A 26,382-nucleotide genomic window follows, 5' to 3' on the forward strand; every position below is an offset into this window, starting at 1 on the left:
GGGAAACCGGTACCGCCGCTCACGACGGAATCACCGCAGCTTCGGCCCGGGATCAGGCCGGCATCGACATCACGAGAACCACGTCGGACGAGGGCTTTCCGGTCGGCGAGCCGCCGGCCGGCTCCACGCTGATCGCGAACTGGTCCGCACCGGCCAGCCCGTCGGCCACCACCAGCGAACCCGCGGGCCCGCCGGGCAGCAGCCCGGCCGGGCGCGGCGCGAGGTTCGGGCCCATCAGCCACGCCTGGTAGACGTGCCCCGCGGGATACGGCGGCAGGTCGGACTCCATGAACATCATGCGGTCGAGCTGCTTCGACACGACGACCGTGCCGCCTCCCCCGCCGGGCGCGGTGCCGTGGATCGCCTGCGCGTCCGGGGCGGCCAGGATCTCCGCGACGGGCTGGTAGCGCACGCGCGCCTGGTCCAGCTGCGACTGCGCGGCGTCGAGGCGCCCCTGCGTGGTCGCGGCGAGTCCGCCGAACACGCCGGCGAGCGCGAGGCCCACCACCGCGGCCGCCGTGGCCAGGATCAGCGGCCAGCGGCGCCGCCCGCGCGAGCGCTCCCCCGGCTCGGGTCCGGACAGCGGCGGCAGCTGCGGCGTCGAGCGCATCTCGGCGAGCACTCGCTGCTTCAGCGACGCGGGCGGCTCCTCGGCCATCGCCGAGCCGAGCCGGCCCGCGGTGGCCCGCAGCTCGCGGACCTCCTGCGCGCAGGCCTCGCACTGCTCGAGGTGCCGGCGGAACAGGGCGCGCTCGGTGTCGGACAGGGCGTCGAGCGCGTACGCACCGGTCAACGTGTGCATCTCCGGCGAGTTCACGCGGTCACCCCCAGGCAGTCGCGCAGCCGGATCAGCCCGTCGCGCACCCTCGTCTTGATCGTCCCCTGCGGGGTCGCCAGCACGTCGGCGACCTCCCGGTAGGTGTAGCCCTGGTAGTAGGCCAGCAGCACCGACTCGCGCTGCAGCTCCGTGAGCGACTTGAGGCAGCGGCGCACCTGCGAGCGCTCCAGCCGGGCGGTGACCGACTCGGCCACCTCGTCGAACGGCCGCCCGCGCGCGGCCTCGAACGTCGCCTTCTGCTCGCGTTCGGTGCCGGCCCGCGCGGAGCGCACCCGGTCGACGGCGCGGCGGTGCGCCAGGGTCATCGCCCAGTTGAGCGCGCTGCCCTTCTCGGGCGAGTAGCGCGTGGCGGTCTTCCAGAGCTCGACGAGCACCTCCTGCGTCACCTCCTCCGACTGCGCGGAGTCGCGCACGATCCGCCGCACGAGGCCGAAGACCGGCCCCGCGAGCCGGTCGTAGAGCAGCTCGAACGCGCGCTCGTCGCCCTTGGCGACCTGGGCCATGAGGTCCTCGGCCGTGGGCGCGGCCTGCTCGTCGCCCGCCGGCACGGCCGCGACCGGGCGCGGGCGGGCGGTCTCATCCATGGCGCGCTCCTGACGAGTTCTGCGGGGTCCGGGTGGCCACCGGGGCCTTGCGCAGCCACAGCGCGACGCCGTGGCGGCGGATCAGTGCGGCCACGCGCTGCGGCTGCAGGGGCCGGCCGAGCACGAGCCGCGCGAGCGAACGCGCGCCGGCCGGTCTCCGGACTCCTCGCAGCGTAGCGAGCAACGGTGTCTTCGCGCCCTGGTGCAACGCGACCGTGAGGTCGAGCAGCGCGTCGGGCCGCGGCAGGCGCATGCGGTACTCCCCCGTCATCTCCTGGAACGGCGACACGTAGAACTCCTTCTCCGCGCGGGACTCGCCCGCCGCGTCGGGACGCAGCAGGTAGGCGTGCCGCCCGCCGTAGGTGTTGTGGACCTCGGCGACGACGCACTCGAGCGCTCCGTCCGGCGTGTGGCACCAGTAGACGGTGATCGGGTTGAACACGTACCCCAGCACGCGCGCCGACGCGAGCATCGTCACCGGCCCGCCGCGCAGGTCCACGCCGCGGTGGGCGAGCCAGCGGTCCAGTTTGGACCGGATGTCGCCCGCGTCGCCGGGCTCGAAGTGGTCGCGGCCGTCGAAGGACGCGAACGGCCGCAGCCACCACGGCAGCCGCGGCGGCGAGCCGAGGTCGGTCAGCCACAGGTACAGCTTGTGCACGAAGGCGTGCGGCGGGTCGGCGCGGCGCACGTGGCCGACCGTGGCGTCGTACAGCGCGGCGGTCACCAGCCCGCCCCGAAGCTCTCGGCCGCGCGGACACCCGACGAGCAGCCGTCCTCGTGGAACCCCCAGCCGTGGTAGGCGCCGGCGTACGCGACGACCCCGTCGTTCAGCGTCGCGAGCTTTCGTTGCGCGGCAACCGATTCGGGCGTGTAGACGGGATGTTCGTAGGTCATCTTCGCGACGACCGACGAAGCGTCGGGCTCGTCACGAGGGTTGAGCGTGACGACGTAGCCGGTGGGTTCGTCGAGGCGCATCAGGCGGTTCATGTCGTAGCTCACCTGCACGGCGTCGCTGCCGGCGCCGCACCCGGGCGTGCGGTAGTTCCAGCCCGACCGCGCGGCCGCGGCGTTCGGCAGCACGCTCGTGTCGGTGTGCAGCCAGGCGTCGTTGCGGGAGTAGCGGAACGCGCCGAGCACCTCGCGCTCGGCGGGCGTCGGGTCGGCCAGCAGCCGCAGCGCCTGGTCGGCGTGGGTGGCGACCACGACGCGGTCGACGCGGTGGCGGGTGTCGGCGTCGTCGCGGATCTCGATGCCGCGCGCGGTCCGCCGCACCGAGCGCACCGGCGTGGACAGGTGCACGGCGGTGAGCTGCTTCGCGGCCAGCTCCACGTACTCGCGCGAGCCGCCCTCGACCGTCCGCCACGTCGGCGAGTTCTTCACCGTGAGCATCCCGTGGTTGCGCAGGAACTCGAACAGGTAGCGCGCCGGGTACTTCAGCGTGTCGGCGCGGTCGGCCGACCAGACGGTGGACACGAGCGGCAGCACGAAGTGGTCCACGAAGTAGCGCGAGTACCCGCCGATCGCGAGGAACGCGCCGAGGCCCACGTCGCCGGCGTCCTCGCGCTGCAGCAGCCGGGCCGCGTGCCGGTGGAAGCGCTTGACCTCGGTGAGCATGCGCAGGTAGCGGTGGTCGGTGGCGTTGCGCCGCCGCGCGAACAGGCCGCGCACGCCCTTGGCGCCGGCGTACTCGAGGCCGCAGCCGTCGCAGCGGATGCTCATCGACATCTCGGTCTCGCGGGTGCGCACGCCGAGCTCGCCGAACAGGCGCAGCAGCGTCGGGTAGGTGCGTTCGTTGTGGACGATGAAGCCCGAGTCGACGCCGATCGTGCCGCCGTGGGCGCTGGGCACGTCGTGGGTGTGGGCGTGCCCGCCGAGCCGGGGGTCGGCTTCGAACAGCAGCACCTCGTGACGGCGCTGCAGCAGGTAGGCGGCCGTGAGGCCGGCGACTCCGCTGCCGATGACGGCGATCCGGTGTCCTGTGGGGTGTCCCGTGGTCTGGTGCACGACAGGGATTCGGGACCGGTGCCGTCTTGGATTGGTGGCGGGCGGATCGAAAACCGGGACCCATCCGCGCCGCCGGGGGCTCCGAACCCCGGGTATGCCGAACAGCATCGCGAACCGCTTGGCCACCTTCGTCGAACGTCGCCTCGGCGCTCCGCTGCCGCTCGCCGTCCGCGCGTGGGACGGCGAGCGCGTGGGCCCCGAGGGCCCGACCGTCGTCCTGAAGAACCGCCGGGCGCTGCGCCGGCTGCTCTACGCACCGGGCGAGCTGGGCCTGGCGCGCGCGTACGTGTCGGGCGACCTCGACGTGGAGGGAGACCTCGCCGAGGGGTTCCGGCGGATCTGGGCCCTGACCCGCTCGGGCGAGCTGAGGAGGGTGCAGCTCGCCCCGCGGGACTGGGCCGGCGCGGCCGGGCTCGCCGCGCGCCTGGGCGTGCTGGGCCTGCCGCCGAAACCGCCGGCGGAGGAGGCGAGGCTGACCGGCGTGCTGCACAGCCTGCGGCGCGACCGGTCGGCCATCGCCCACCACTACGACCTGTCCAACGCCTTCTACCAGCTGCTGCTCGACGACTCGATGGCCTACTCGTCGGGCTACTGGACCTCGGACGAGCCCGGTTACGGCCTGGCGCAGGCACAGCACGACAAGCTGGAGCTGATCTGCCGCAAGCTCGGCCTGCGCCCCGGCATGCGGCTGCTCGACGTCGGCTGCGGCTGGGGTTCGCTGCTGGTGCACGCGGCCAAGCACCACGGCGTGCACGCGGTGGGCGTGACGCTCTCGGCCCAGCAGGTGCAGCACGTGCGGGGGCGCCTGAAGCAGCACGACCTCGAAGACCGCGTCGAAGTGCGGCAGCAGGACTACCGGGAGCTGACCGACGCGCCGTTCGACGCCGTCGCGTCCGTCGAGATGGGCGAGCACGTCGGCGAGGAGAACTATCCGACTTACGCGAATACGCTGTTCCGCATGCTCAACCCGGCCGGGCGGCTCGTGCTGCAGCAGATGTCGCGTGGGCGCGCCGGGGACACCGCGCCCGGCGGCGGCGCGTTCATCGAGCGCTACATCGCGCCGGACATGACGATGCGGCCGCTGAGCCGCACGCTCGGGCACCTCGAGACGGCCGGGTTCGAGATCCGCGACGTGCACGCACTGCGCGAGCACTACGTGACGACCGTGCGCGAGTGGGCCGAGACGCTGGAGTTCCACTGGGCCGAGGCCGTCGCGCTGGTCGGCGAGGCCGAGGCCCGTGTGTGGCGGCTCTACCTCGTGGGCGGCGCGCTGGCGTTCGAGGAGAACCGCATGGGCGTGGACCAGGTCCTGGCCGTGCGGCCCCTGGACACCGGCGACTCCGGGATGCCGGCCACGCGGGAGTGGGCGTGATCGGCGCCGCCCCGCTCGTCGCGATCACCGCCGGCGTGGTGCTGGTGGCGGTGACCGTCACGTTCGGGATCGCCCGGCTGCGCGGCCGCTACGACACCATCGACACGTTCTGGGGGCTCGGTTTCGCGCTCGTCGCGCTGGTCGCGTTCCCCCTGGGCAGCGGGCCGCTCGTGCTGCGGCTGGTCACGGCGGCGCTCACGGTGATCTGGGGTGTGCGGCTCGCCGTCCACCTGCACCTGCGCAACCGCGGCGGGCCCGAGGACCCGCGCTACCAGCGGATGGTCGAGCGCGCCGGCGACAACCCGGGCGCGCGGATCTTCGTCCGGGTGTACCTCGTGCAGGCCGTGATCCTGTGGTTCGTCTCCCTGCCGGTGCAGTTCGCGATGTACGGCACCGGCCTCGGCGTGCTCGGCTGGATCGGGGTCGCGGTGTGGGTGCTCGGCTTCGCCTTCGAGTCCGTCGGCGACGCCCAGCTGAGCCGGTTCCGCGCGGACCCCGGCAACCGCGGCAAGGTGCTCGACACCGGGCTGTGGCGCTACACGCGGCACCCGAACTACTTCGGCGACGCCTGCGTGTGGTGGGGCCTGTACCTGCTGGCGTGCTCGACGTGGCCCGGCGCGGCGACGATCCTCTCGCCGATCGCCATGACGTTCACCCTCGCGCGCGGCACCGGGAAACCGATGCTGGAGAAGAGCCTGGCGCGCACACGGCCGGGCTACGCGACGTACGTGGAGCGCACCAGCGGGTTCGTCCCGTTGCCGCCGAAGAAGCTCACTCGCCGGTGAGGCCGTCGGTCAGTTCGCGCAGCAGGTCGAGGTGGCCGAGGTGGCGAGCGGTCTCCTCGATCATGTGCGTCACGACCCAGCGCACGCTGACCCGGCGGTCTCCCTTGTACGGCGCGGTGTCGGTGAACTCGCGCGCCGCCACGACCGCGCGGCAGCGCGCGACCTCGGCTTCGTACCCGGCCACGAGCTGCTCGATCGGGGTCGTCAGCGCCGCACGGAACTCGGCGTCGCGGTCGAGCTCCAGGGCCGCCTCCCACTCGTCGGGCTGACCGTCGAGCACCACCCGGAACCAGTAGTTCTCCACGAGCGTGAGGTGCCCGAGCAGGCCGGCGATGGTGGTCAGCTCGCTGGGCAGGTGGCGGCGGCGGGCCTGCTCGTCGGTGAGCCCGCCGGTCTTCCACACGACGCTCGCGCGCAGGAAGTCGAGGAAACCGGTGAGCTGGGTGCGTTCGTCGGCGTCCAGGGGCGGATCGGGGCGTTCCGGAGGCGTGGTCACGAGGTGCAGCCTTCCGCACCGGGCAATCTTTTTTCGCCAGATAGGTTGCGCGCAATCTGATTGCGCACTATGTTCATGACAGACGAACAACAGCGATCCCCCGCCCCGGGGGATCCGGCACCGAGGAGGCAGCTGTGCCCAGCCGCGACGCGACGACCCACTGGACCGGCGGATTGCAGAAGGGCAAGGGCGAGGTCACGCTCGACTCGTCCAACGCCGGCACGTTCGAGGTGTCGTTCCCCACCCGTGCGGGCAACCCCGACGGCCAGACCAGCCCCGAAGAGCTCATCGCCGCCGCGCACTCCTCGTGCCTCGCGATGAACCTGTCGGGCGTGCTGGAGTCCCAGAAGCTCGAGGCGGAGTCCATCGACGTCTCCGCCGAGGTCACCCTCGGCCCGGCCCAGGGCGGCGGCTTCGAGATCAGCGGCATCGCCATCACCCTGCGCGCCAAGCTCGACGGCGTGACGCCGGAACAGTTCGCGGAACTGGCCGAGACCGCCGAGAAGACCTGCCCGGTCACCAAGGCCCTCGCCGGCACCACGATCACGATGGACGCGGCGCTCGCCTGATTCACCACGCGGTGAAAGCCCCTCCGGCCGGAGGGGCTTTCACCGCGCTGTCCGGTCGAGGAGGCGCGGACCGGTTCGCTTGACGCCAGGTCGGCCGGGTTTCGCCCTCTCTCTTCAGGAAGGCACGACGACTCGCCCCACGCCGGCTCGATTCACCCGGCAACCCAGCGCCGGCTCGCAGGCGGCGCGGCAGCCCGCAGGCCACCGGCGACTCGCCCCACCGCGGTACCCGCATCTGCGCGCAGCCACAGTGGTCGGCCCCCTCCGGCCACCGTCCACAGTGGCCGGAGCGGGCTCCGGGTAACCCGGACACGCCGGGCGGAAACCGGCGGCCCGCAAGCGCTTCCGGGTCGCGAAGATCACCCTGGGGGGCCGGTTACCGGCTGTTAGACTCGGGAACCGGTTGTTCCGGTTGTCGAGAACGAGGTGCCCGTGGCCCAGCCCGAAGCCGAGACCACGTCCCCCGCGGCGCCCCGGCAGGCGCCACCCTCGTGGCTCGTCCTGCTGCTCGCCGTCTCTTGTGGACTGACGGTCGCGAACCTCTACTACGCGCAGCCGTTGCTCAACGAGCTGCGGACCACGTTCGGCGTCGGCGAGGCCGCGGCCGGCGGTGTGGTCACCGCCACCCAGATCGGCTACGCGGCGGGCATGCTGCTGATCGTCCCGCTCGGCGACCGCGTGGAGAACCGCAGCCTGGTGTCACTGCTGCTGGCCATCGCGTGCGCCGCGCTCGTGGCGACCGGCCTCGCGCCGCAGTTCTCCGTGTTGCTGATCGCGTCGCTCATCGCCGGCTCGACGTCGGTGGTGGTGCAGATCCTGATCCCGCTCACGGCCGACCTCACGCCCGACGCCGTACGCGGGCGCATCGTCGGGCGCGTGATGAGCGGGCTGCTGTTCGGCATTCTGCTCTCCCGCGTCGCCGCGAGCCTGCTGGCCGAGGTCACGACCTGGCGGGTCGTGTTCCTCATCTCGGCCGGGCTGATGGCGATCCTCGCCGTGGCGCTGCGCTTCAGCCTGCCGCGGCGCGCGCCGAAGACGTCCGTCCACTATGGAGAGCTGCTGCGCTCGACGCTGCGGCTCGCCCGCGACCACCCGGCGCTGCGCCGCCGCGCGCTGTACCAGGCGGCGCTCTACTCGGTGTTCAGCGCCTTCTGGACCACGATCGCGTTCGTGCTCACCTCCGCGCCGTTCCACTACACGCAGCTGGGCGTCGGGCTGTTCGCGCTCGTCGGCGCGGCCGGAGCCGCGATCGCGCCGCTGGCCGGGCGCTGGGCGGACCACGGCCACGGCCGCGTGGCCACCGGCGCGTCCTTCCTGCTCTGCGCGGTGGCGTTCGGCGTCGGCGGCTTCGGCGCGCACAGCGTGATCCTGCTCGCCGTGGCGGCAATCGCCCTCGACATGGCCGTGCAGACCACGATGGTTTCGGGCCAGCACGTGATCTACCAGCTCGACCCGAACGCCCGCGCCCGCGTGAACAGCATCTACCTGGCCACGTTCTTCGTGGGCGGGGCGATCGGGTCGGAGATCGGCTCGGTCCTCTACCACCTGGGCGGCTGGACGGCCGTGTCGATCTTCGGCGCCGTCATCCCGCTGATCGCGCTGGCCTGGTGGACGACCGAACCACGCGCTGCGGACAACTAGGAGAACGCGCCGGCGTGGCGCGCGGCCCACTCCGCGTAGGTCACCCCTCGGCGGTCCAGCAGCTCCTCGACCACCCCGGTCGGCACCTGCGGCCGCGCCACCACGGCGGCGAAGCCGTCGAGCAGCCAGTCGGCGATCTCCCCCGGGATCCCCAGCCCGACCCACTCGGCGTACTGCTGCTCCCGCGTCAGCTCCACGAACGGCACGTCACGCCCCATGGCCACGGCGATTTTCCCGGCCATTTCCCGCAACGTCAGCGCCTCCGGTCCACTGAGGACATACGTCCGCCCGTCGTGGCCCTCGGTGGTGAGCACGTGCGCGGCGACGGCCGCGATGTCGGCCAGGTCGATCGGCGTCTGCGTCGCTTCCGCATACGCGGTGCGGATTTCCCCGTGCGTGTGCACGGAATGCGCCCAGCCGAGCGAGTTCGCCATGAACACCCCCGGCCGCAGGAACGTCCGGGCGAACCCGGCCTTCGTCACCGCCGCCTCCACCGCCGCGAACTCCGGCCCGCTCGACCCGGCCTGCTCGTCCCCGACGCTGCTGCCCGACAGCGCGACCACCCGCCGCACGCCGGCCTCGGCGGCGAGCTCGCAGAACCGCGTGACGGTGCGCGCCATCGGCGCGAGGTACACATCTTCGACCCCCTCCAGCGCCGGCGGCAGCGTCGACGGCCGCGCGAGCGACCCCACGACCACCTCGACGCCGGCCGGCAACGCCGCCTGCGCGGGGTCCTTCGTCAACGCGCGCACCGCCGCGCCGCGGGCCAGGAGTTCGTCGACCACGAGCCGCCCGACGTTTCCGGTGGCACCCGTCACCAAGATCGGCATGGTTCCCCACTTCCCTCGTATGCCGTACGGAATAAAACAGCGTACAGCATACGGAGAAGGGGGTGTCAGTGAAAAAGACGAGGTCAGGACGTGATGGTCGGCAGCTCGGGCGCCGAGACGTCGTAGACCTTGCCCTTCTGCGTGAGCAGGGCGGCGAGGACCTTCGCCTTGCGGTCGGTCTTGCCGGCGTCGCCCCAGCGGACCGTCTTGCCGTCGGTGAGGGTGAACTGGACACTGGCCGGGGTCTGCGCCGTGGCGGTGGTGACCTGCTTGAGCAGCGCCTGCGGGATCACGCCGAGCACCGCGGTCACCGCACGCGTCACCGGGTCGTCGGCCGAGACCTTGGGCAGCTTCAGCTCCGGCAGGCCCGCCGGACGGGCCTTCACGGTCTTGAACACGACCCCGCCGCCGTCGACGAGGTGCACCCCGTCGCCGCCCGGGCCGCTGTCGAAGAACGCGATGGCCGTGCGCTCGGTCACCGAGATCTCCACGGTGTTGGGCCACGAACGCGACACGTCCACGGTCGCGACGCCCGGCATCTCCGCCACGCGGTCCCGGATCCCGTCGACGTCGACGAGCACCATCGGTTTGTCGACCGGCACGGCGGCGATGGCCCGGATCTGCTCCGCCGACACCGTTTTCGCACCCTGCACCGTCACGTCCTTCACCCCGAGCATCGAGCTGAAGAACACCAGGTACCCCAGCGCGACGAGCGTGACGACCACGAGCAGCGCGACCCAGCGGCGCCGGATCTCCTCCTTCCGCGTCGGACGCGCACGCAGGCTCTCCGCGCGAGCCGCCCGGCCCGAGCGTGGCGCCGACGAGCGGCTCGAGCGGGTGCGGCGGCGCTCCTCTTCCGAGCGCCGCCCCCGCCGGGCGCGGGCCAGGGCAGCGCGATCCCGCTCGTCCTCTTCGGACGAGGACGGATTGCGGCGCTCCCTGGTCGACGTCATGCGCCCGCGGTCCTCCGGTCGAGCTCGGCCAGGATCTCCGGGCCCAGCTGCGTCACGTCACCCGCGCCCATGGTCACCACGAGGTCACCCGGCTTCACGAGGTCGGCCACCAGCTTCGCCGCGACGTCGAACGCGGGCTGGTAGTGCACCGGGCTCGTCACGCGGTCGGCGATCAGCGCACCCGTCACACCCGGCACCGGCTCCTCGCGAGCGCCGTACACGTCGAGCACCACGACCTCGTCGGCCAGCGAGAGCGCTTCGGCGAACTCCGCCGCGAACGTCTGCGTGCGCGAGTACAGGTGCGGCTGGAACACCACCAGCACCCGGCCGAGCCCCGCCGCCGTGCGCACGGCCTTGAGCTGCGCGGCCACCTCGGTCGGGTGGTGGGCGTAGTCGTCGTAGACGCGGACGTCGCCGGAGCGGCCCTTGAACTCGAAGCGGCGGCGCACCCCGCCGAACGCGGCGAGTCCCTCGGCCAGGCCGGCGACGGGCGCGCCCAGCTCGAGCCCGGCCAGCAGGGCCGCGACCGCGTTGAGCGCCATGTGCTCGCCCGGCACGGCCACGCGCAGGTCGAGCTCCTCGCCGTCGAGCGCCAGGCGCACCTGGCCGCCGTCCGGGGCGGGCTTGTAGTCGAGCACGCGCACGTCGCCCTCGCCGGTGGCGGTGCGGCCGTAGCGGCGCACGCGCACGCCCTCGGCGGCCGCCTCGTCGCCCAGCTTCGCGGCACCCGGGTCGTCGGCGCACACCACGAGCAGGCCGCCCGGCTGCAGGCGCCCGACGAACTCCGTGAACACCTTCACGTAGGCCTCGGCGGTGCCGTGGTGGTCCAGGTGGTCGGGCTCGACGTTGGTGACCACGGCGACCGACGGCGAGTACGTGAGGAACGAGCCGTCGCTCTCGTCGGCCTCCGCGATGAAAACGCCGCCCTCGCCGTGGTGCGCGTTGGCACCCGACTCGTTGAGGTCGCCGCCGATCGCGAACGACGGGTCGAGCCGGCAGTGCTGCAGCGCCACGGTGAGCATCGACGTGGTCGAGGTCTTGCCGTGCGTGCCGGCGATGCAGGCCACGCGGTGGCCCTCCATCAGCCCGGCGAGCGCCTGCGCGCGGTGCAGCACGGGGATGTTGCGCGCACGGGCCGCGGCCAGCTCCGGGTTGGACTCCTTGATCGCCGTGGACACCACGACGGCCGACGGGGCTTCGGCGAGCGCGTCGAGGTTCTCCGCACGCTGGCCCACGAACAGCTCGGCGCCCTGGGCGCGCAGCGACAGCAGCGCGCGCGACTCCTTGGCGTCCGAACCGGACACGGCCGCCCCGCGGGCGAGCAGGATCCGGGCGATGCCGGACATGCCGGCCCCGCCGATGCCGATCAGGTGCGCGCGGCGCAGTTCTTCGGGCAACTCAGGCACCTGCGGCCTCCAGCACGATCTTGGCGAGCGTCTCGTCGGCCTCGCGGTGTCCCATCCCCACGGCGGCCTCGCTCATCTTCGCGACGCGCGCGGCGTCGGTGACCAGCGGCACCACCAGCTCGGCCACTTTGGCCGGGGTGAGCTCCCCGTCGGGCACCAGGAAGGCGGCACCCGCGTCGACGGCGGGCTGGGCGTTCACGGCCTGCTCGCCGTTGCCGTGCGGCAGCGGCACGAACACCGCCGGCAGCCCGACGGCCGACACCTCGGCCGCCGTCATCGCGCCTGAACGGCACAGCACCACGTCGGCGGCGGCGTAGGCGAGGTCCATGCGCTCCAGGTAGGGCACCGGCACGTACGCCGGCTTGCCCGGGAACTCCTGCACCACCAGGGTGTTCTTCGGGCCGTGGGCGTGCAGCACGCCGACGCCGGCCTCGGCCAGCTCCTTCGCGGCACCGGACACGGCGCTGTTGATCGACTGCGCGCCCTGGGAGCCGCCGAACACCAGCAGCGTCGGGGCGTCCGGGTCGAGGTCGAAGAACTTGCGGGCCTCGGCGCGCAGCGCGGCGCGGTCGAGCGACGTGATTGACCGGCGCAGCGGGATCCCGACGACCTCGGCCTTCGGCAGCGGCGTGCCCGGCACGGCCACGGCGACGCGCGCGGCGAAGCGGGCGCCCACCTTGTTGGCCAGGCCCGGCGACTTGTTGGCCTCGTGGACCACGATCGGCGTGCGGCCCCGCGCGGCGAGGTACGCGGGCAGCGCGACGTAGCCGCCGAAACCCACCACCACGTCGGCGCCGACGCGCTCCAGCACGTCGCGGGTCCGGCGCACGGAGTCGCGGACCTTCAGCGGGAGCCGCAGCAGCTCCGGGGTCGGCTTGCGCGGCAACGGCACCGGCGGGATCAGCTCCAGCGGGTAACCGCGAGCCGGTACGAGCTTGTTCTCCAGGCCGCGCGCCGTGCCCAGCGCGATCACCTTCGCGTCGGGGCGCAGCCGCATGACGGCGTCGGCCAGGGCGAGGGCGGGTTCGATGTGTCCTGCGGTGCCACCTCCGGCGACGACCACCACGGGCACCTTGCCCGAGGGGGATCGCTCGGCTCCCTTGACGGGGTTACTCACCAATGACCTCTCCGGTTCGCGGTACCCCTGGCACCGCGGTTCGCTGTTGTCCGCGCCGCGTTCGTCCGTGCGGCAGTGCTGCGCCGCGTCGGCTGCCGGACCGACCTGCGGCGCTCCTGCGCCGGTGCGGGCCGGGCCGCGCGTGGCGCCGGCCGGGCCGCCTTGGCCCCCGAACCGGTCCCCCGCCCGGCCAGTCCCCTGCGGGTGGTCGTGGGCGGGCGGTACGGGTCGGGCGCGGGCAGCCTCAGCAGGCGTCCGAATTTACCCGGGCCCTGCGAACGCAGTGCGGCCACCGCCTCCGGTTCGTGCCGGGCGGCGTTGGCGAGCACCCCCATGATGAGCATCGTGATGAGCAGCGACGTGCCGCCGTACGAGATCAGCGGCAGCGTGACACCGGTTACGGGCAGCAGGCCCACGACGTAGCCGATGTTGATGGCGGCCTGCGCGACCAGGAACATCGTGAGCGTGCCGGCCACGATCCGGATCCACGGGTCGATGTTGCGCGTCGCGATCCGCAGCCCCACCACCGCCACAAGAGCGAACAGGGCGAGCACCACGGCGCAGCCCACGAAGCCGAGCTCCTCGCCGACGAGGGCGAAGATGAAGTCGTTCTGCACGTTCGGCAGGTAGCCCCAGTTGGAGGCACCCTGGCCGAGACCCTTGCCGAACAGGCCGCCGTCGGCGAGCGCGAGCTTGGCCTGGTTGGCCTGGTAGCCGGCCGAGCTGAGATCGGTGTCCGGTGAAAGGAACGACAGCACCCGGGTGAGCCGGTACGGCGCGATGATCGCCAGCACCAGGACACCGGCGAGACCACCCGCCAGGATCACTCCGAACAGCCGCTTCGGCGCGCCGGCGAACCACAGCAGCGCCAGCAGCACCACGGCGAGCGTGATCGTGCCGCCCAGGTCGGGCTGCAGCATGACCAGGGCGAACATCACGAGCGCGACCGGCACGACCGGCACGAGCAGGTGGCGCCACTGGTGGATCACGTTGTACTTGATCACCAGGATGTGCGCGCCCCAGAACGCCAGCGCGACCTTCGCGGCCTCAACCGGCTGGAACGTGAACACGCCCAGCTTGAACCAGCCCTGCGAGCCGTTCACCGTCGAGCCCAGCGGCGTGAGTACCAGCATCAGCAGGCCGAGGCAGATCACGACCATGGTCGCCGACATGCGCCGGATGCGTTCGAGCTTGATCCGCAGGCCGACCCAGAACACGACCGAGCCGATCGCCACGAACAGGACCTGCCGGTAGAACAGCGAGTACACGCTGCTGCCGGTGCTCGGGTCGTAGGAGGCGACCGACGACGCGGACAGCACCATGACGACACCGATCACGGTGAGCACCCCGGTCAGGGCCAGCACCAGGTGGAACGACGCCAGTGGCCGCGAGAGCCACGCCGTGAGCGCCGTCCGGAACGCCACGAACGGGCTTACCTTGCGCTCCCGCCGTGGCCGCTCGGGCCGATCCTGGGTCCGCTTCTCGTCAACTACCGTCATTCGCCGCCCCCGCCGCACCGCCCGCGAGGACACGCACCGCCGCGATGAACGCGTCGCCGCGCTCGCCGTAGTTGCGGAACATGTCCAACGAGGCGGCGGCGGGCGCGAGCAGCACCACGTCACCAGGGTGAGCCATCGCGCTGGCCGCATCCACCGCCGCAGTCATGGGTTCATGGTCACCCGGACGGAGGCGGTTCACCGGGACATCCGGCGCGTGTCGCGCAACAGCGGCTGCGATCACGGGTGAATCCACGCCGAGTAGCACAACTCCGCGCAGCCGGCCAGCGATCGAGGCCACGAGTTCGTCGACCGCGGCGCCCTTGAGCTGGCCCCCGGCGATCCACACGATGCTCTCGTGGGCCCGCAGCGAGCCGCTCGCGGCGTGCGGGTTGGTGGCCTTCGAGTCGTTCACGTAGCGCACGCCGCCGATCTCGGCGACCTCCTGCGCGCGGTGCGGCGCCGGCTGGTACTCGCGCAGGCCCTTGAGCACGGCCTCGGTCGACACGCCGTGGGCGCGCGCGAGCGCGGCGGCCGCCAGTGCGTTGGCGACGTTGTGCGGTCCCGCCGGGCGGACGTCGGCGATCGTCGCCAGCTCTTCCGCGCTCGTGGCGGGATCGGCGACGAACGCACGGTCCACCAGCAGGTCCTCGACCAGGCCCAGCTCGCCTGCGTGCGGCGTGTCCAGGCGGAATCCGACGCGGCGGGCGCTCTCGGGCGCGTGCTCCTCGGCGAGACGGGTGGACCACTCGTCGTCGGCGTTGTGCACGACCACGCGCGAGCGTTCGTGGGCCCGGCCCTTCGCGGCGCCGTACTCCGCCATCGAGCCGTGCCAGTCGATGTGGTCCTCGGCGAGGTTGAGCACCACCGACGCGTCGGGCGCGAGCGTCGAGGACCAGTGCAGCTGGAAGCTGGAGAGCTCCACGGCGAGCACGGCGTGACCGGCCCGCACGGCGTCGAGCACCGCGTAACCGACGTTCCCACAGGCCACGGCGTCGACCCCGCCCGCACGCAGCATCGACTCGAGCATGCCGACGGTGGTGGTCTTGCCGTTCGTGCCGGTGATCACCAGCCACGACGGCGGCCGCTCACGCAGCTGCCCGATGCGCCAGGCCAGCTCGACGTCGCCGATCACCTCGACACCGGCCGCGGCCGCGGCGGCCAGCAGCGGCGACGTGGGCCGCCAGCCCGGGCTCGTCACCACGAGCACGGTGCCCGGCGGCGGTTCGCTCAGACCCGGCACCAGCTCGGCGCCGAGGCCGGCCAGCTCTTCGAGCCGCTCGGCGTTCCCGTCGGTGACCGTCACGTGAGCGCCCAGCTCCCGCAGGACCGGCACCACCGACTTCCCGGTGACGCCGGCGCCCGCCACGAGCACGTTCTTGCCTTCGAGCAGGAGCTCCCTGTCGGTCAAGACCTAGCTCCCGACGCCCAGCTGTTCGCTGTAGAACAGCCCCAGTCCGAACATGCAGCAGATGGCCGAGAGCAGCCAGAACCGGATGATCACCGTGGTTTCCGCCCACCCGGCGAGCTCGAAGTGGTGGTGGAAGGGCGCCATCCGGAACAGCCTTCGCCGGGTCGTGCGGAAGACCGCGATCTGGGTGACCACCGAGATCATCTCGACCATGAACAGGCCGCCGATCACGATCGCGAGCAGCTCCGTGCGGGTGGTCATCGACAAACCGGCCACGAGCCCGCCGAGCGCCAGCGAACCGGTGTCGCCCATGAAGATCTTGGCGGGCGCGGCGTTCCACCACAGGAAGCCGACGCACGCGCCGGTCGCCGCCGCGGCGACCACCGCGAGGTCCAGCGGGTCGCGCACGTCGTAGCAGGCGGTCGTGGGCCCGTCGGCGCACGAGAGGCGGGCCTGCCAGAAGGAGATGACCACGTAGGTGGCCAGCACCATCGCGGCGGCGCCGCCGGCCAGGCCGTCGAGGCCGTCGGTGAAGTTCACCGCGTTCGACCAGCCGGAGATGACCACGTAACAGAAGATCACGAACACGATCCACGGGAACGTGATCAGCGCCAGGTCACGCACGTAGGAGAGGCTCTGCGACGCGGGCGTGAGGCCGTGCTCGTCGGCGAACTGCAGCGACAGCACCGCGAACAGGATCGTGACCACGAGCTGGCCGACCAGCTTCGCGGTCTTGTTCAGGCCGAGGTTGCGCTGCTTGCGGATCTTGATGAAGTCGTCGAGGAACCCGACGATGCCGAGCCCCACGGCCAGCATGAGCACCAGCAGGCCGGACGCCGAGGGCGCCGAGCTGTGGGAGTTGCCGAGCCAGCTGATCAGGTGTGCGACGAAGTAGCCGACGACCATCGCGATGATGATCGCGACGCCACCCATCGTCGGGGTGCCGCGCTTCGACTTGTGGCCCTGGGGCCCTTCTTCGCGGATCTCCTGCCCGAAGCCCTGCCGGGAGAAGACCCGGATCAGGTAGGGCGTGAGCAGGATGGAGACCAGCAGACCCGCCGCGGCCGCGATCAGGATGTTGATCACGCGTGACCACCGTTCGAGCGTTCAGAGGACGGGGAGGGGGAAACGGATTGTGCAGCGTCTTCGGAGTCTTCGGAGTTCTCGGAGTCTTTCGAGTCTTCCGAGGGGGCGAGCAACGCCTCGGCCACGTGCCACAGGCCGGCGGCGTTGGAGGCCTTGACCAGCACCACGTCTCCGGGACGGAGCTGATCATGCAGCAGGGCCACGGCGGCGTCGCCATCGGGTACCAGCACCGACTCCTCGTTCCAGGAGCCCTCCTGCGAGGCCCCCTGGTGCATCGGCGCGGCCTCGTCACCGACGACCACGAGCTTGTCGATGTTGAGGCGCACCACGAGGCGGCCGATGGAGTCGTGCTCGGTCACGGAGTCGGCGCCGAGCTCGCCCATCACGCCGAGCACCGCCCACGCGCGACGGCCGGTCCGGCGCATCGACGCGAGGGCCTTCAGCGCGGCTCGCACTGATTCGGGGTTGGCGTTGTACGCGTCGTTGAGGACGGTGACGCCGTCGGCGCGCGTGGTCACCGCCATGCGGTGGGCCGAGCGGCGTTCGAGGGCGGACAGCCGCTGCGCGACCTCGGCCGGCGTCGCGCCGAGCTCCAGCGCGATCGCGGCGGCCGAGAGCGCGTTGCCGACGTGGTGCTCGCCGTGCAGCGGCAGCGTCACCGGCGCCTCGCCGTCGGGGGTGATCAGCCGGAACGACGCACGGGCCTCGGCGTCGAGCGTGATGTCGGCCGCACGGACCTGCGCGGACGCGGTCTCGCCGACGCCGACCACGCGGGCGCTGGTGCGGCTCGCCATGGCGGCCACCAGCGGGTCGTCGAGGTTCAGCACGGCGACGCCGCCCGCTTCGGCACTCGGCAGCGCCTCCACGAGCTCGCCCTTGGCCTTCGCGATGGCTTCGCGCGAGCCGAACTCGCCGACGTGCGCGCTGCCGACGTTGAGCACGGCGCCGATGCGCGGCGGCGTGATCGCGGCCGCGTCGGCGATGTGCCCCGTCCCGCGCGCGGACATCTCCAGCACCAGGTACTTCGTGGCGTGGTCGGCACGCAGCGCGGTCCACGGGTGGCCGAGCTCGCTGTTGAACGACCCGGGCGGCGCGACCGTGGGGCCCATCGGCTCCAGCAGCTGCGCGATGACGTCCTTGGTCGAGGTCTTGCCCGACGAGCCGGTCAGCGCCACGACCGTGAGGCCTTCGGCGGCGAGCCGGCCGACGACGTGGCCGGCCAGCTTCGCGAGCGCGGCCAGCACGGCGGCGCCGGAGCCGTCGGTGTCGCCGGCCAGCGCGACCGAACGCTCGTGGGCCTGGCCCTCGGGCAGCGGCGGCACCACGATCGCGGGCGCGTCGACCTCGCGGCCGGCCAGCACCGCGACAGCACCGGCCGCCACCGCCTTCGCGGCGAAGTCGTGCCCGTCCACGCGCTCGCCGGGCAGGGCGACGAAGAGGCCGCCGGGACCGATCTTGCGCGTGTCGAACTCGACACTCCCCGTGACGGCCGACGAGCCGTCGGCTCCGTGCAGCCGGCCGCCGACCACGTCGGCGATCTCGGCCAGGCTGAGCTCGATCACGCACTCACCTCGAGATGCTTGCGAATGGCGGCCTCGAGCTCGTCGCGGTCGGAGAACGGGTGCACGACACCCTGAACCTCCTGGCCGGTCTCGTGGCCCTTGCCGGCGATGAAGACGATGTCGCCCGTGCGGGCGAGCGACACGGCGTGGGTGATGGCCTCGCGGCGGTCGCCGATCTCCACGATCTCGCCGCCGTGGGACGGCCCGACGCCCCGCGCGCCGGCGAGCATCGCGGCGCGGATCAGGGCCGGGTCCTCGGACCGCGGGTTGTCGTCGGTCACGATCAGCACGTCGCTGCGGCGCACGGCTTCCTCGCCCATCATCGGGCGCTTGGCCGTGTCGCGGTCGCCGCCGCAGCCGAGCACCGTGATGATGCGGCCGTCGGTGCGGGCGCGCAGCGCGTCGAGCCCCTGCGCGACGGCCGCTGGCTTGTGCGCGTAGTCGACGACGGCGGTGAAGTCCTGGCCCAGGTACACGCGCTCCATCCGGCCCGGCACCTCCACGGCGCCGAGACCCGCGACGATGGCCGCCGGGTCCACGCCGGCGCTGCCCAGGATCGCGGCGGCGAGCACGGCGTTGGCCACGTTGAACGTGCCCGGCAGCGGGATCTTCGCGGCGAGCGTGAGCCCGTCCGGGCCGTGCAGGGTGAAGGTCTGCTCCCCCGCCGCCGTGGGCTCGATGTCGGAGGCGCGCCACGCGGCGTCGACGCCCTGCTCGATCGACACGGTCACCGTCTGCGGCGTGAGCAGAGCCCGCCCCCACGCGGTGTCCACGACCACGACCTCGGTGGTCGAGCGGCCGTCGAACAGCAGCGACTTGGCGGCGAAGTACTCCTCCATGTCGTGGTGGAAGTCGAGGTGGTCCTGCGAGAGGTTCGTGAACGCGCCGACCGCGAAGCGCGTGCCGTTGACGCGGCCGAGCGACAGCGCGTGGCTCGAGACCTCCATCGGCACGTGGGTCACGCCGCGCTCCAGCATCACCGCGAGCAGCGCCTGCAGGTCCGGCGCCTCCGGCGTGGTGAAGCCGCTGACCAGGCGTTCGCCCGCGATGCGCGTCTCGACCGTGCCGATCAGGCCCGTGGTGAGGCCGGCGGCGCGCAGCCCGGAGTCGACGAGGTAGGAGGTGGTGGTCTTGCCCGACGTGCCGGTGACCCCCAGCACGGACAGGTGCAGCGACGGCTCCCCGTAAATCCACGCGGCCATCTCGCCGAGCGCGGCACGCGGGTCGGGGTGCACGAGGATCGGGATGCCGGCGTCGCGCAACGCGGGGCGCTCGGCGCCCTCGGCGTCGGTGAGCACCGCCGCCGCGCCGGCGGCCACGGCCTGGTCGCTGAAGTCGGCGCCGTGGGCGCGCGCACCGGGCAGGCCGGCGAACAGGTCGCCCGGCAGCACGTGCTGCGCACGCAACGTGGTCCCGGTGACGGTGAGGTCGGCGGCCTCGGGGCTCTCGGCGATCAGCCGGGCGCCCGCGCGGGCGAGGAGGGTGGCCAGCGGGACCGGGTCGATCCGGGCCGGGCGGGGCGGGGCGGCGACCGCCTTCACCGGGCTTTCCGGCAGCGACGACGCAGCCGGCCCGCTCTGGGGCTTGGACGAGGACACGGACACGCCCGAGAGGTTACCGAGAGCGCGATCGGGTGACCCAAGGCGGTACGGCGAACGCGCCGGCGTGCACCGGGTGTGCTATGCGGCGCGCGAAACGTCGTTGCGGGGCAAGCGTTTCCGCCCGCCGCCACCAGCCGATGTGGACTATCGCAGGCGGAAACACACGGGAAAGGGCCGCCTCGCGAGACGCGAAGCGGCCCTCGGCCGAGTGTTGCAAAGACGTTCCGGTCGTGTCCCGGGAACGTCGCGGGCGCGTCACGGGATGATGAGCGGGACCTCCGGCGACGGACCGTCGGACAGCGGAATCTGGTAGCGCTGCGTCAGGTACGAGGCGATGGAGTGGAACAGCGGGCCCGCCGAATGCCCGGCCGGCAGCGTGGTGTCGGGCGCGTCGAGGCGGATGCCGACGACGAACCGCGGGTGGTCGGCGGGCAGGATCCCGGCGAAGGTGATGTTGGCCAGGCTCTGGCTGTAGGCCTTCGTGCGCGGGTCGACCTGCTGGCCGGTGCCCGTCTTGCCCGAGATCTGGTAGCCCTCCAGCGCGGCCGACGGCGCCGTGCCCGCGTTGGGGCTCTTGGCGTTCTGCACCACCGCGCGCAGCATGTCGCGCACCGTCGTCGCGGTCTGCGGGCTGACCACCTGCACCGGCTTCGGCGCCGGCTCGGGCACGACCGTGCCGTCCGGGTTCTTCTTCGCCTTCACGATCCGCGGCGGCACGCGCAGGCCGTTGTTGGCGATCGCCTGGTACATCCCGGCCATCTGGACCACAGTCATCGACAGGCCCTGGCCGATCGGCAGGTTGCCGAACGTACTGGCCGACCACTGGCTGCGCGGCGGCACGTAACCCGGGCTCTCACCGGGCAGGCCGAGGCCGGTGCGCTGGCCGATGCCGAACTTCTTCAGCAGGTCCGAGTAGCGGTCCGGGCCGATCTTCTGCGCCAGCTCCAGCGTGCCGACGTTGGAGGACTTGGCGAAGATGCCGGTGGTGGTGAAGTTCTGCGTGCCGTGCACCCAAGCGTCGTGCACCGTGCGGTCGGCGATCTTGATCTCGCCCGGGACCGCGATCGTCGACTGCGGCGTGGCGATGCCCTCGTCGATGGCCGCGGTGGCGGTGACGATCTTGTTCACCGAGCCCGGTTCGTACGGTGTGGTCACCGCGCGGTCGTTGAGCAGTTCGTCCTGGAAGGTCGACTGGTCGTTCGGGTTGAACGTCTTGTCGTCGGCCAGCGCGTAGATCTCGCCGGTCCGCGAGTCCATGATCACGGCCTGGCCGCCCTTGGCGTGCGACTGCGCGACGTAGTCACTCAGCTGCCGCTGCAGCTCGTACTGCAGATCCGAGTCGATGGTCAGTTCGAGGTCCGAACCGGGGATCGCCGCCTGCAGCACGTGCTCGGAGCCCGGCAGGTACAGGTTGTCGTTGCCGTTCTGGGTGTTCACGATCTCGCGGCCCGGCGTGCCCGCCAGGTCGTTGTCGCGCGACTGCTCCAGCCCGACCACGCCGTGGAGGTTGTGCTTGGACACGTCGGGGTCCTCCATGCGCCAGTTGGCGAGGCCGACGATGTTCGACGCGAGCGTGTCGCCCGGGTACTCGCGCATGGCGCGGTTCTCGACGCCGATCCACGCGAACTGCTTGACGATGTCGGCGGCCACGGAGGGCTCGACGTTGTCCACGAGGTAGGTGAACGACTGCGGCTTGTTCAGCTTCGTCAGCAGTTCCTGCTCGGTCGTCAGGTTGGGCACCTTCGCGGCGATGTACTTGGCCGCGCGGGTGACCTCGGATTCGAAGGTGACGCCCTTGGCGGGGTTCTTCTTCGCGTAGTCGTCCATCGTCTTGTGCAGCACGCGCAGGTTCACCGACAGCGTGCGGGTTTCCACGCTGAAGGCGAGCTTGTTGCCATTGCGGTCCACAATGGACCCGCGCTGCGCGGGGATGTCGATGGTGAGGCTGCGCTGCCGCTCGGCCGCGGCCGAGAGCGTGGGCGCTTCGAACCACTGCACCTGCACGAGCTTCACGCCCGCGATGACCATGAGCGCCACCAGCAGGATGCGCACGGCCGAGAAGCGGCTGCGCTGCCCGCCGTTGCCGCGCTTGGCCACCGCGCGGCGCGTGCCCGCGGCGTACGTGCGCCGGGCGCTGCCCGCGGCGCGCGCCCGGCTCGCCCCCGAAGCCACCATCACTGCCCCGCCGGGGTGGCCGGCAGGTCGCCCTCGATGCCGCCCTCCTGCTGACCGGAGGCGGGCTGCCCGGCGGGCGCGCCCGGCTGCTGCGGCGGCGTCTCGGCCGTCGAGCCGGCGGCGGGCTGGGCCTTCGTCGGCTCGCCGACGACGGTGGTCTTGCCGTCCGGCCCCACGACGATGCGGGCCGGGTCGCCGCCGGGCACCATGCCCAGCTGCTTCGCGGCCGGCGCCAGCGACGCGGGCGACTGCGCCTTCGCGACGTCACGCTCGAGCCGGTCCTTCGCCTCGGCCAGGCTCGCGTTGGTCGTGCGCAGCTGCTCGAGGCGGTAGGAGTCGGCGATGGCCTGGGTGGTCAGCCACAGCGTCGAGGCGACGCCGACGGCCAGCAGCCCCATCATGACCAGCACGAACGAGGCGCGCGAACGCGGCCAGCGCAGCAGCAGGCGCTTCTGCTTCGGCTTGGCCTCGGTCTCGGTGCGTTGAAGCTGGGGCTTCTTCGGCTCGCGCTGCTGCAGCAGGTCGGCCCGCTGCGCGCGGCGCGCGTACGCCCGCTCGGCGGCCGTGGTGCGGCCGCGCGAGGACCGGCGCGGCGTGGTTTCCGGCTGCGCGGTGGTGCGGCCGGTGGTCTGCGGTTCCTGCTCGACCGTGGTCCCCGCTTGCGCGCTCCGGCGCGTCGCCGGCGCGCCGGAGCGGCGGCGGGACTTCGTGGGTGCGGTCATCGCGGCTCTCCGATCCTCTGTGCTGCCCGCAGCCGCACGGAGGCGGCCCTGGGGTTGTGCTCGATCTCGCCTTCGCCTGCCTTCTCGGCTCCTCGGGTCAGGAGTTTCAGCTCGGGGCCGTGCCCGGGCAGTTCGACCGGGAGCCCCTCCGGGGTCCGCGACTTCGCGAGCTCCGCGAACGCCTGCTTCACCAGGCGGTCTTCGAGCGACTGGTAGGACTCCACGACGATGCGGCCGTCCATGGCGAGCGCCGAGAGCGCGGCCGGCATCGCCCGTCGCAGCACTTCCAGCTCGCCGTTGACCTCGATCCGCAGTGCCTGGAACGTGCGCTTGGCCGGGTGCCCGCCGGTGCGGCGGCTCGCGGCGGGCACGGCGTCGTAGAGCAGTTCGACGAGCCGCGCGCTGCGCGTGAACGGTTCCTTCTCGCGCGCGGCGACAACGGCTTTGACGATCCGCTGCGCGAAGCGCTCTTCGCCGTAGTCGCGCAGGATCCGGATCAGCTCGCCCGGCGCGTAGGTGTTGAGCACGTCGGCGGCGGTGAAGCCGGTGGTCGGGTCCATCCGCATGTCGAGCGGGGAGTCCTTCGAGTACGCGAAGCCGCGTTCGGCGCGGTCCAGCTGCATCGAGGACACGCCGAGGTCGAAGAGGATGCCGTCCACACGGGACAGTCCGAGGCTCTCGATGGCTTCGGGGAGTCCGTCGTAGACGGTGTGGACGAGGTCGACGCGGTCACCGTGCCGCGCGAGCCGCTCGGCCGAGCGCTCGAGCGCGGCGGGGTCGCGGTCCAGCGCGACGAGCCGCAGGCGCGGGAAGGCTTCGAGCAGTGCGTCGGAGTGGCCGCCGAGGCCGACGGTCGCGTCGACCAGCACCGCGTCGCGGTCGGCGAAGGCGGGGGTGAACAGTTCGACGATGCGGTCCAGCAGCACCGGAACGTGCTCGTGCTCGGTCGCCATGCCCCTCCCCCTTCCGCGCTCCGTACTCCCGGGGAAGATGCGGCGGATGCCGTCAGGTCCCTGCCCGCCCGCGGTCCGACCTGGCACCGGGGAAGGTGCGCCAGGGCCAAAGAGCGGACAGAGGCCTCACGGCATCCGCGGGGACGTTTCCGGTTCCACGATCCCGGCGGACCCGCGTCCCCCGACGACGCAGGTGCTCCGGTGCCCGTGTCCCCTAGAAGACGCCCGGTAGAACTTCCTCTCGAGCCTTCGCGTAGCTGTCCTCGTGTTCGTCCAGGTAGCCCTGCCACGCCTGGGCGTCCCAGATCTCCAGCCTGGTGATCGCGCCGATCACCACGCACTCCTTGTTCAGCCCGGCGTAGCGCCGGAGCTCGGACGCGATGGTGATGCGCCCCTGCCCGTCCGGGCGTTGTTCGTCCGTTCCGGCGAACAGGTAACGCTGGTAGGCCCGAACCGCCTCGTTCGTGAACGGGGCTTCGGCGACCTTCCGTGCCATCTGCTCGAACTCGGCGCGGGGGAAGACGAAGAGGCAGTGGTCCTGCCCCTTGGTGACCATCAGCCCGCCGGCCAAGGCGTCGCGGAACTTCGCGGGCAGCGCGAGCCGCCCTTTGTCGTCCAACTTCGGGGTGTGAGTGCCGAGGAACACCGGCCCCCACCTCCCTACCGGCCCCGGCTGGCGAACCACCCGGCTCCGGCCACGGGGCTCCCTTCCGCCCCACTGGTCACCACCGTACCCCACTTTTCACCACAGTCAACGCGACTTGCTCCCCGTTAACTCCGTCGTGTCACGCGTTTACGCAGGTCAGCGCTGTGGGGCCTGGTGGGGGCCGCGTGGGGGGCCGTGGTCAAGATCCCCCGCGCCGGGGTCCCGGAGCAACCCGGACCGGCTGCCGAACGTCCGCTGAACGGCAGCATGAAGACCAGGAACCCCCTGGGTGGGGCCCGGTGGGGAACCCAGGTGGGGGCCGGTGGGGATCGCGGTGGGGTGAGGTGGGGGCGCTGGTGGGGAACGGTGGTGCCGCGCGTGGGGTGTGGTGGGGAGACCGGTGGGGCCGACGGTGGCGCGTCGTGGGGAATCGGGGGAACGTCTGGTCGTCGGGCACCCGCAGTCATCGGGCACTGAGGTAGGGGCGGATCAGAACCTGGGGCGCGGCGGCAGCCGCTGTCGACTTGTTCCCATTCGCAGACGCGGTGGGTGCTCAGCCACGAGGCGCCCAACCGCGGGGTGCTAGCCGATCAGGCCTGCGGCCGGGGGGCAGCCGCGGTCTGGCGCCTGAGCACCCGGCCACGAGTCGACCCGATCACCAGGGAACGGGCGCGAGGATCAGGCCTGGCGCAGAGCGGCAGCCGCGCTCGGGTCGTACCCGTGGGCGGCGTCGCGCGCGCCCGGCCACGAGGCGCCAGCCGCGGGACACGGCCGCGCAAGCCGAACAGGCCGGAGCAGGACCACGGCCACGAGGCGCTCACCCCATCACGGAGCCGGCCGCCGGACCTAGACATCGAGCCGATCAGGTCCGCGACAGAGCAGCCGCCGCCGTCCAGTCATGGCCGTGGGCCCTCGCCGCGGCGCCCGATCGCGAGGCGGCCCAACCACCGCACCCGGGCCTCCGAGCCGATCAGGCCTGCGGCAGTGCCGCAGCGGCGGTGCGCTCGTGGCCGTGGGCCGGTGTCGCGTGAGGTTGGAGGGCGTAGACGACCCAGCCGACGAGGGAGAGGCCCGCCCAGCTGATCGCGCGGTAGATCAGCACGGTGGCAGCGGCCGGGGCGGCGGGGACGCCCGCGGCGACGAGCACGCCGAGCAGTCCGGCTTCGGCGAGGCCGGCGCCGCCGGGGAGGATCTGGAGGGCGATGCTGGCCTGGACGACCAGGAAGCCCACGGCGAGGACGTCCCAGCGGATGTGGGTGCCCGTGCCTTCGGCGCTGGCGATGAGGGCGAAGAAGTCGAACCCCCAGCTGGCGAGCGCGAGGACCAGCAGGACGCTCCAGCGGGTGCCGCCGGGGCGCAGCCGTGCGACGCGTTCCGAGAGCTGGAGCGCGGCGGCGTCGGCTTTCTCGAGCCAGGTCTTGCGGCAGGTGGTGCACGTGCCCGGGGTGCGGCCGAAGACCCGCAGCAGTGAGGTGAGCCCGCGTTGCAGGACGGTCGGGTGCGTCAGCAGCGCCCACACCCCCGCGGAGCCCGCCGCGACCACGATGGCTGCGGGCACGGCCAGCCGGAACGGCACCCGGCCGGCCCAGGCCAGGGCGAGAAAGCCGAGGACGATGAGCAGCACAGTGGTGATCACGCCGGCGAGCAGGACCGCCCAGGCCGACAGGGCACTGTCGACGCCGCGTCGGCGCAGCTGGTTGATCGCGTACGCGAGCGAGCCGGCCCCGCCCACCACGGGCACCGTGGTCGAGACGGCGTTCTGCGCGAAGGTGATGCCCTGCACGGCCGAAGGCGGCACGTGCGCTCCCCCGACCAGCAGCAGCTGGCGGTGCACTTCGCCGTAGACGGCCAGCGCCGCGAGCCCGGCGAGCCCGGCCGCCACGACCCAGCCCCACTGGATGCGGTCGAGCTGTGCGAACTCCCTGGCCAGCTCGGGCACACGCCACACGAGGTACCCGAGCGCGGCGGCCACGACGGCCCAGTGGAGCACCGGCCGCCAGGGCAGCCGACGGCGCGCCGCCGCGCGGTGCTCGACCGCTCCGGACTCCGTGTCCGCCATCTCGAGGCTCGTCACGCCGGCCTCCTCCCACACTGTTTCTCAATGGCGACAACCCCAGTGTGCGGCCGAGCATTCC

The 26,382-nt window shown here is 72.5% G+C and carries 23 protein-coding genes; 4 read left to right on the forward strand and 19 right to left on the reverse strand.

Annotation, left to right across the window (positions count from 1 at the left end; translation table 11 throughout):
• Positions 1–52: 52 nt before the first annotated feature.
• The 4 genes from AB0878_RS22270 to AB0878_RS22285 are packed head-to-tail and all read right to left on the reverse strand — an operon-like array spanning position 53 to position 3,426.
• Positions 53–817, reverse strand: a complete 765-nt coding sequence (locus tag AB0878_RS22270; RefSeq protein ID WP_366582162.1) for an anti-sigma factor — start codon at positions 815–817, stop codon at positions 53–55.
• The gene (gene sigK / locus AB0878_RS22275; protein WP_366582163.1) at positions 814–1,422 is read right to left on the reverse strand and encodes an ECF RNA polymerase sigma factor SigK; all 609 of its coding nucleotides are present in this window, start codon (positions 1,420–1,422) and stop codon (positions 814–816) included. Before sigK ends, AB0878_RS22270 begins: the two co-directional genes overlap by 4 nt.
• Positions 1,415–2,149 carry a DUF1365 domain-containing protein gene (locus AB0878_RS22280; RefSeq protein WP_366582322.1) on the reverse strand — a complete coding sequence of 245 codons (735 nt, stop codon included), beginning with the start codon at positions 2,147–2,149 and terminating at the stop codon, positions 1,415–1,417. Before AB0878_RS22280 ends, sigK begins: the two co-directional genes overlap by 8 nt.
• Positions 2,143–3,426 carry an FAD-dependent oxidoreductase gene (locus AB0878_RS22285; RefSeq protein ID WP_366582164.1) on the reverse strand — a complete coding sequence of 428 codons (1,284 nt, stop codon included), beginning with the start codon at positions 3,424–3,426 and terminating at the stop codon, positions 2,143–2,145. Before AB0878_RS22285 ends, AB0878_RS22280 begins: the two co-directional genes overlap by 7 nt.
• A 94-nt stretch (positions 3,427–3,520) precedes the next feature.
• On the opposite strand from AB0878_RS22285, the gene AB0878_RS22290 reads away from it, so the two are divergent.
• Together AB0878_RS22290 and AB0878_RS22295 are read left to right on the forward strand one after the other, a co-directional pair.
• Positions 3,521–4,798, forward strand: coding sequence for a cyclopropane-fatty-acyl-phospholipid synthase family protein (locus AB0878_RS22290; protein WP_366582165.1), 1,278 nt, complete (start codon positions 3,521–3,523; stop codon positions 4,796–4,798).
• Positions 4,798–5,583, forward strand: coding sequence for a DUF1295 domain-containing protein (locus AB0878_RS22295; RefSeq protein WP_366582323.1), 786 nt, complete (start codon positions 4,798–4,800; stop codon positions 5,581–5,583). The genes AB0878_RS22290 and AB0878_RS22295 overlap by 1 nt, the downstream gene beginning before the upstream one ends.
• Here the strand turns inward: AB0878_RS22295 and AB0878_RS22300 are convergent.
• Positions 5,570–6,079, reverse strand: a complete 510-nt coding sequence (locus tag AB0878_RS22300) for a DinB family protein (RefSeq protein ID WP_366582166.1) — start codon at positions 6,077–6,079, stop codon at positions 5,570–5,572. The two genes, AB0878_RS22295 and AB0878_RS22300, sit on opposite strands and share 14 nt — an antisense overlap.
• Positions 6,080–6,213: 134 nt before the next feature.
• Between AB0878_RS22300 and AB0878_RS22305 the strand changes: the two genes are divergently transcribed.
• Positions 6,214–6,648, forward strand: a complete 435-nt coding sequence (locus AB0878_RS22305; RefSeq protein ID WP_366582167.1) for an OsmC family peroxiredoxin — start codon at positions 6,214–6,216, stop codon at positions 6,646–6,648.
• Positions 6,649–7,080: 432 nt separating this feature from the next.
• Positions 7,081–8,289 carry an MFS transporter gene (locus AB0878_RS22310; RefSeq protein ID WP_366582168.1) on the forward strand — a complete coding sequence of 403 codons (1,209 nt, stop codon included), beginning with the start codon at positions 7,081–7,083 and terminating at the stop codon, positions 8,287–8,289.
• Here the strand turns inward: AB0878_RS22310 and AB0878_RS22315 are convergent.
• From AB0878_RS22315 to AB0878_RS22380, 14 genes are all read right to left on the reverse strand, one after another.
• Positions 8,286–9,119: an NAD(P)H-binding protein gene (locus AB0878_RS22315; RefSeq protein WP_366582169.1), complete on the reverse strand. Its 834-nt coding sequence runs from the start codon at positions 9,117–9,119 to the stop codon at positions 8,286–8,288. The two genes, AB0878_RS22310 and AB0878_RS22315, sit on opposite strands and share 4 nt — an antisense overlap.
• A gap of 83 nt (positions 9,120–9,202) precedes the next feature.
• Positions 9,203–10,072, reverse strand: coding sequence for an FtsQ-type POTRA domain-containing protein (locus tag AB0878_RS22320; protein ID WP_366582170.1), 870 nt, complete (start codon positions 10,070–10,072; stop codon positions 9,203–9,205).
• Positions 10,069–11,478, reverse strand: a complete 1,410-nt coding sequence (gene murC, locus AB0878_RS22325) for a UDP-N-acetylmuramate--L-alanine ligase (protein ID WP_366582171.1) — start codon at positions 11,476–11,478, stop codon at positions 10,069–10,071. The genes AB0878_RS22320 and murC overlap by 4 nt, the downstream gene beginning before the upstream one ends.
• Entirely contained in the window at positions 11,471–12,595 is a 1,125-nt protein-coding gene (gene murG / locus AB0878_RS22330; RefSeq protein ID WP_366582172.1) for an undecaprenyldiphospho-muramoylpentapeptide beta-N-acetylglucosaminyltransferase, read from the reverse strand. Before murG ends, murC begins: the two co-directional genes overlap by 8 nt.
• Positions 12,592–14,094, reverse strand: a complete 1,503-nt coding sequence (gene ftsW, locus AB0878_RS22335) for a putative lipid II flippase FtsW (RefSeq protein WP_366582173.1) — start codon at positions 14,092–14,094, stop codon at positions 12,592–12,594. Before ftsW ends, murG begins: the two co-directional genes overlap by 4 nt.
• Positions 14,081–15,502 (reverse strand): UDP-N-acetylmuramoyl-L-alanine--D-glutamate ligase, encoded by a 1,422-nt coding sequence (gene murD / locus AB0878_RS22340; protein WP_366582174.1) that lies wholly within the window; start codon positions 15,500–15,502, stop codon positions 14,081–14,083. The genes ftsW and murD overlap by 14 nt, the downstream gene beginning before the upstream one ends.
• A 3-nt stretch (positions 15,503–15,505) precedes the next feature.
• On the reverse strand, positions 15,506–16,588 hold the full coding sequence (mraY, locus tag AB0878_RS22345) for a phospho-N-acetylmuramoyl-pentapeptide-transferase (protein WP_364052315.1): 1,083 nt from the start codon (positions 16,586–16,588) through the stop codon (positions 15,506–15,508).
• Positions 16,585–18,150, reverse strand: a complete 1,566-nt coding sequence (gene murF, locus AB0878_RS22350; RefSeq protein ID WP_366582175.1) for a UDP-N-acetylmuramoyl-tripeptide--D-alanyl-D-alanine ligase — start codon at positions 18,148–18,150, stop codon at positions 16,585–16,587. Before murF ends, mraY begins: the two co-directional genes overlap by 4 nt.
• Positions 18,147–19,691: a UDP-N-acetylmuramoyl-L-alanyl-D-glutamate--2,6-diaminopimelate ligase gene (locus AB0878_RS22355; protein WP_366582324.1), complete on the reverse strand. Its 1,545-nt coding sequence runs from the start codon at positions 19,689–19,691 to the stop codon at positions 18,147–18,149. Before AB0878_RS22355 ends, murF begins: the two co-directional genes overlap by 4 nt.
• Before the next feature lie 315 nt (positions 19,692–20,006).
• The gene (locus tag AB0878_RS22360) at positions 20,007–21,926 is read right to left on the reverse strand and encodes a penicillin-binding protein 2 (protein ID WP_366582176.1); all 1,920 of its coding nucleotides are present in this window, start codon (positions 21,924–21,926) and stop codon (positions 20,007–20,009) included.
• On the reverse strand, positions 21,926–22,648 hold the full coding sequence (locus tag AB0878_RS22365; protein WP_366582177.1) for a hypothetical protein: 723 nt from the start codon (positions 22,646–22,648) through the stop codon (positions 21,926–21,928). The genes AB0878_RS22360 and AB0878_RS22365 overlap by 1 nt, the downstream gene beginning before the upstream one ends.
• Positions 22,645–23,601, reverse strand: coding sequence for a 16S rRNA (cytosine(1402)-N(4))-methyltransferase RsmH (gene rsmH / locus AB0878_RS22370; RefSeq protein WP_366582178.1), 957 nt, complete (start codon positions 23,599–23,601; stop codon positions 22,645–22,647). Before rsmH ends, AB0878_RS22365 begins: the two co-directional genes overlap by 4 nt.
• A 214-nt stretch (positions 23,602–23,815) precedes the next feature.
• Positions 23,816–24,247, reverse strand: a complete 432-nt coding sequence (gene mraZ / locus AB0878_RS22375; RefSeq protein ID WP_285965701.1) for a division/cell wall cluster transcriptional repressor MraZ — start codon at positions 24,245–24,247, stop codon at positions 23,816–23,818.
• A gap of 970 nt (positions 24,248–25,217) precedes the next feature.
• Complete coding sequence (locus AB0878_RS22380) at positions 25,218–26,321, reverse strand: lysylphosphatidylglycerol synthase transmembrane domain-containing protein (protein ID WP_366582179.1); 1,104 nt, start codon at positions 26,319–26,321, stop codon at positions 25,218–25,220.
• Between the last annotated feature and the right edge of the window lie 61 nt (positions 26,322–26,382).

This window comes from Amycolatopsis sp. NPDC047767 (assembly GCF_040704195.1).
Classification (GTDB): Bacteria; Actinomycetota; Actinomycetes; order Mycobacteriales; family Pseudonocardiaceae; genus Amycolatopsis.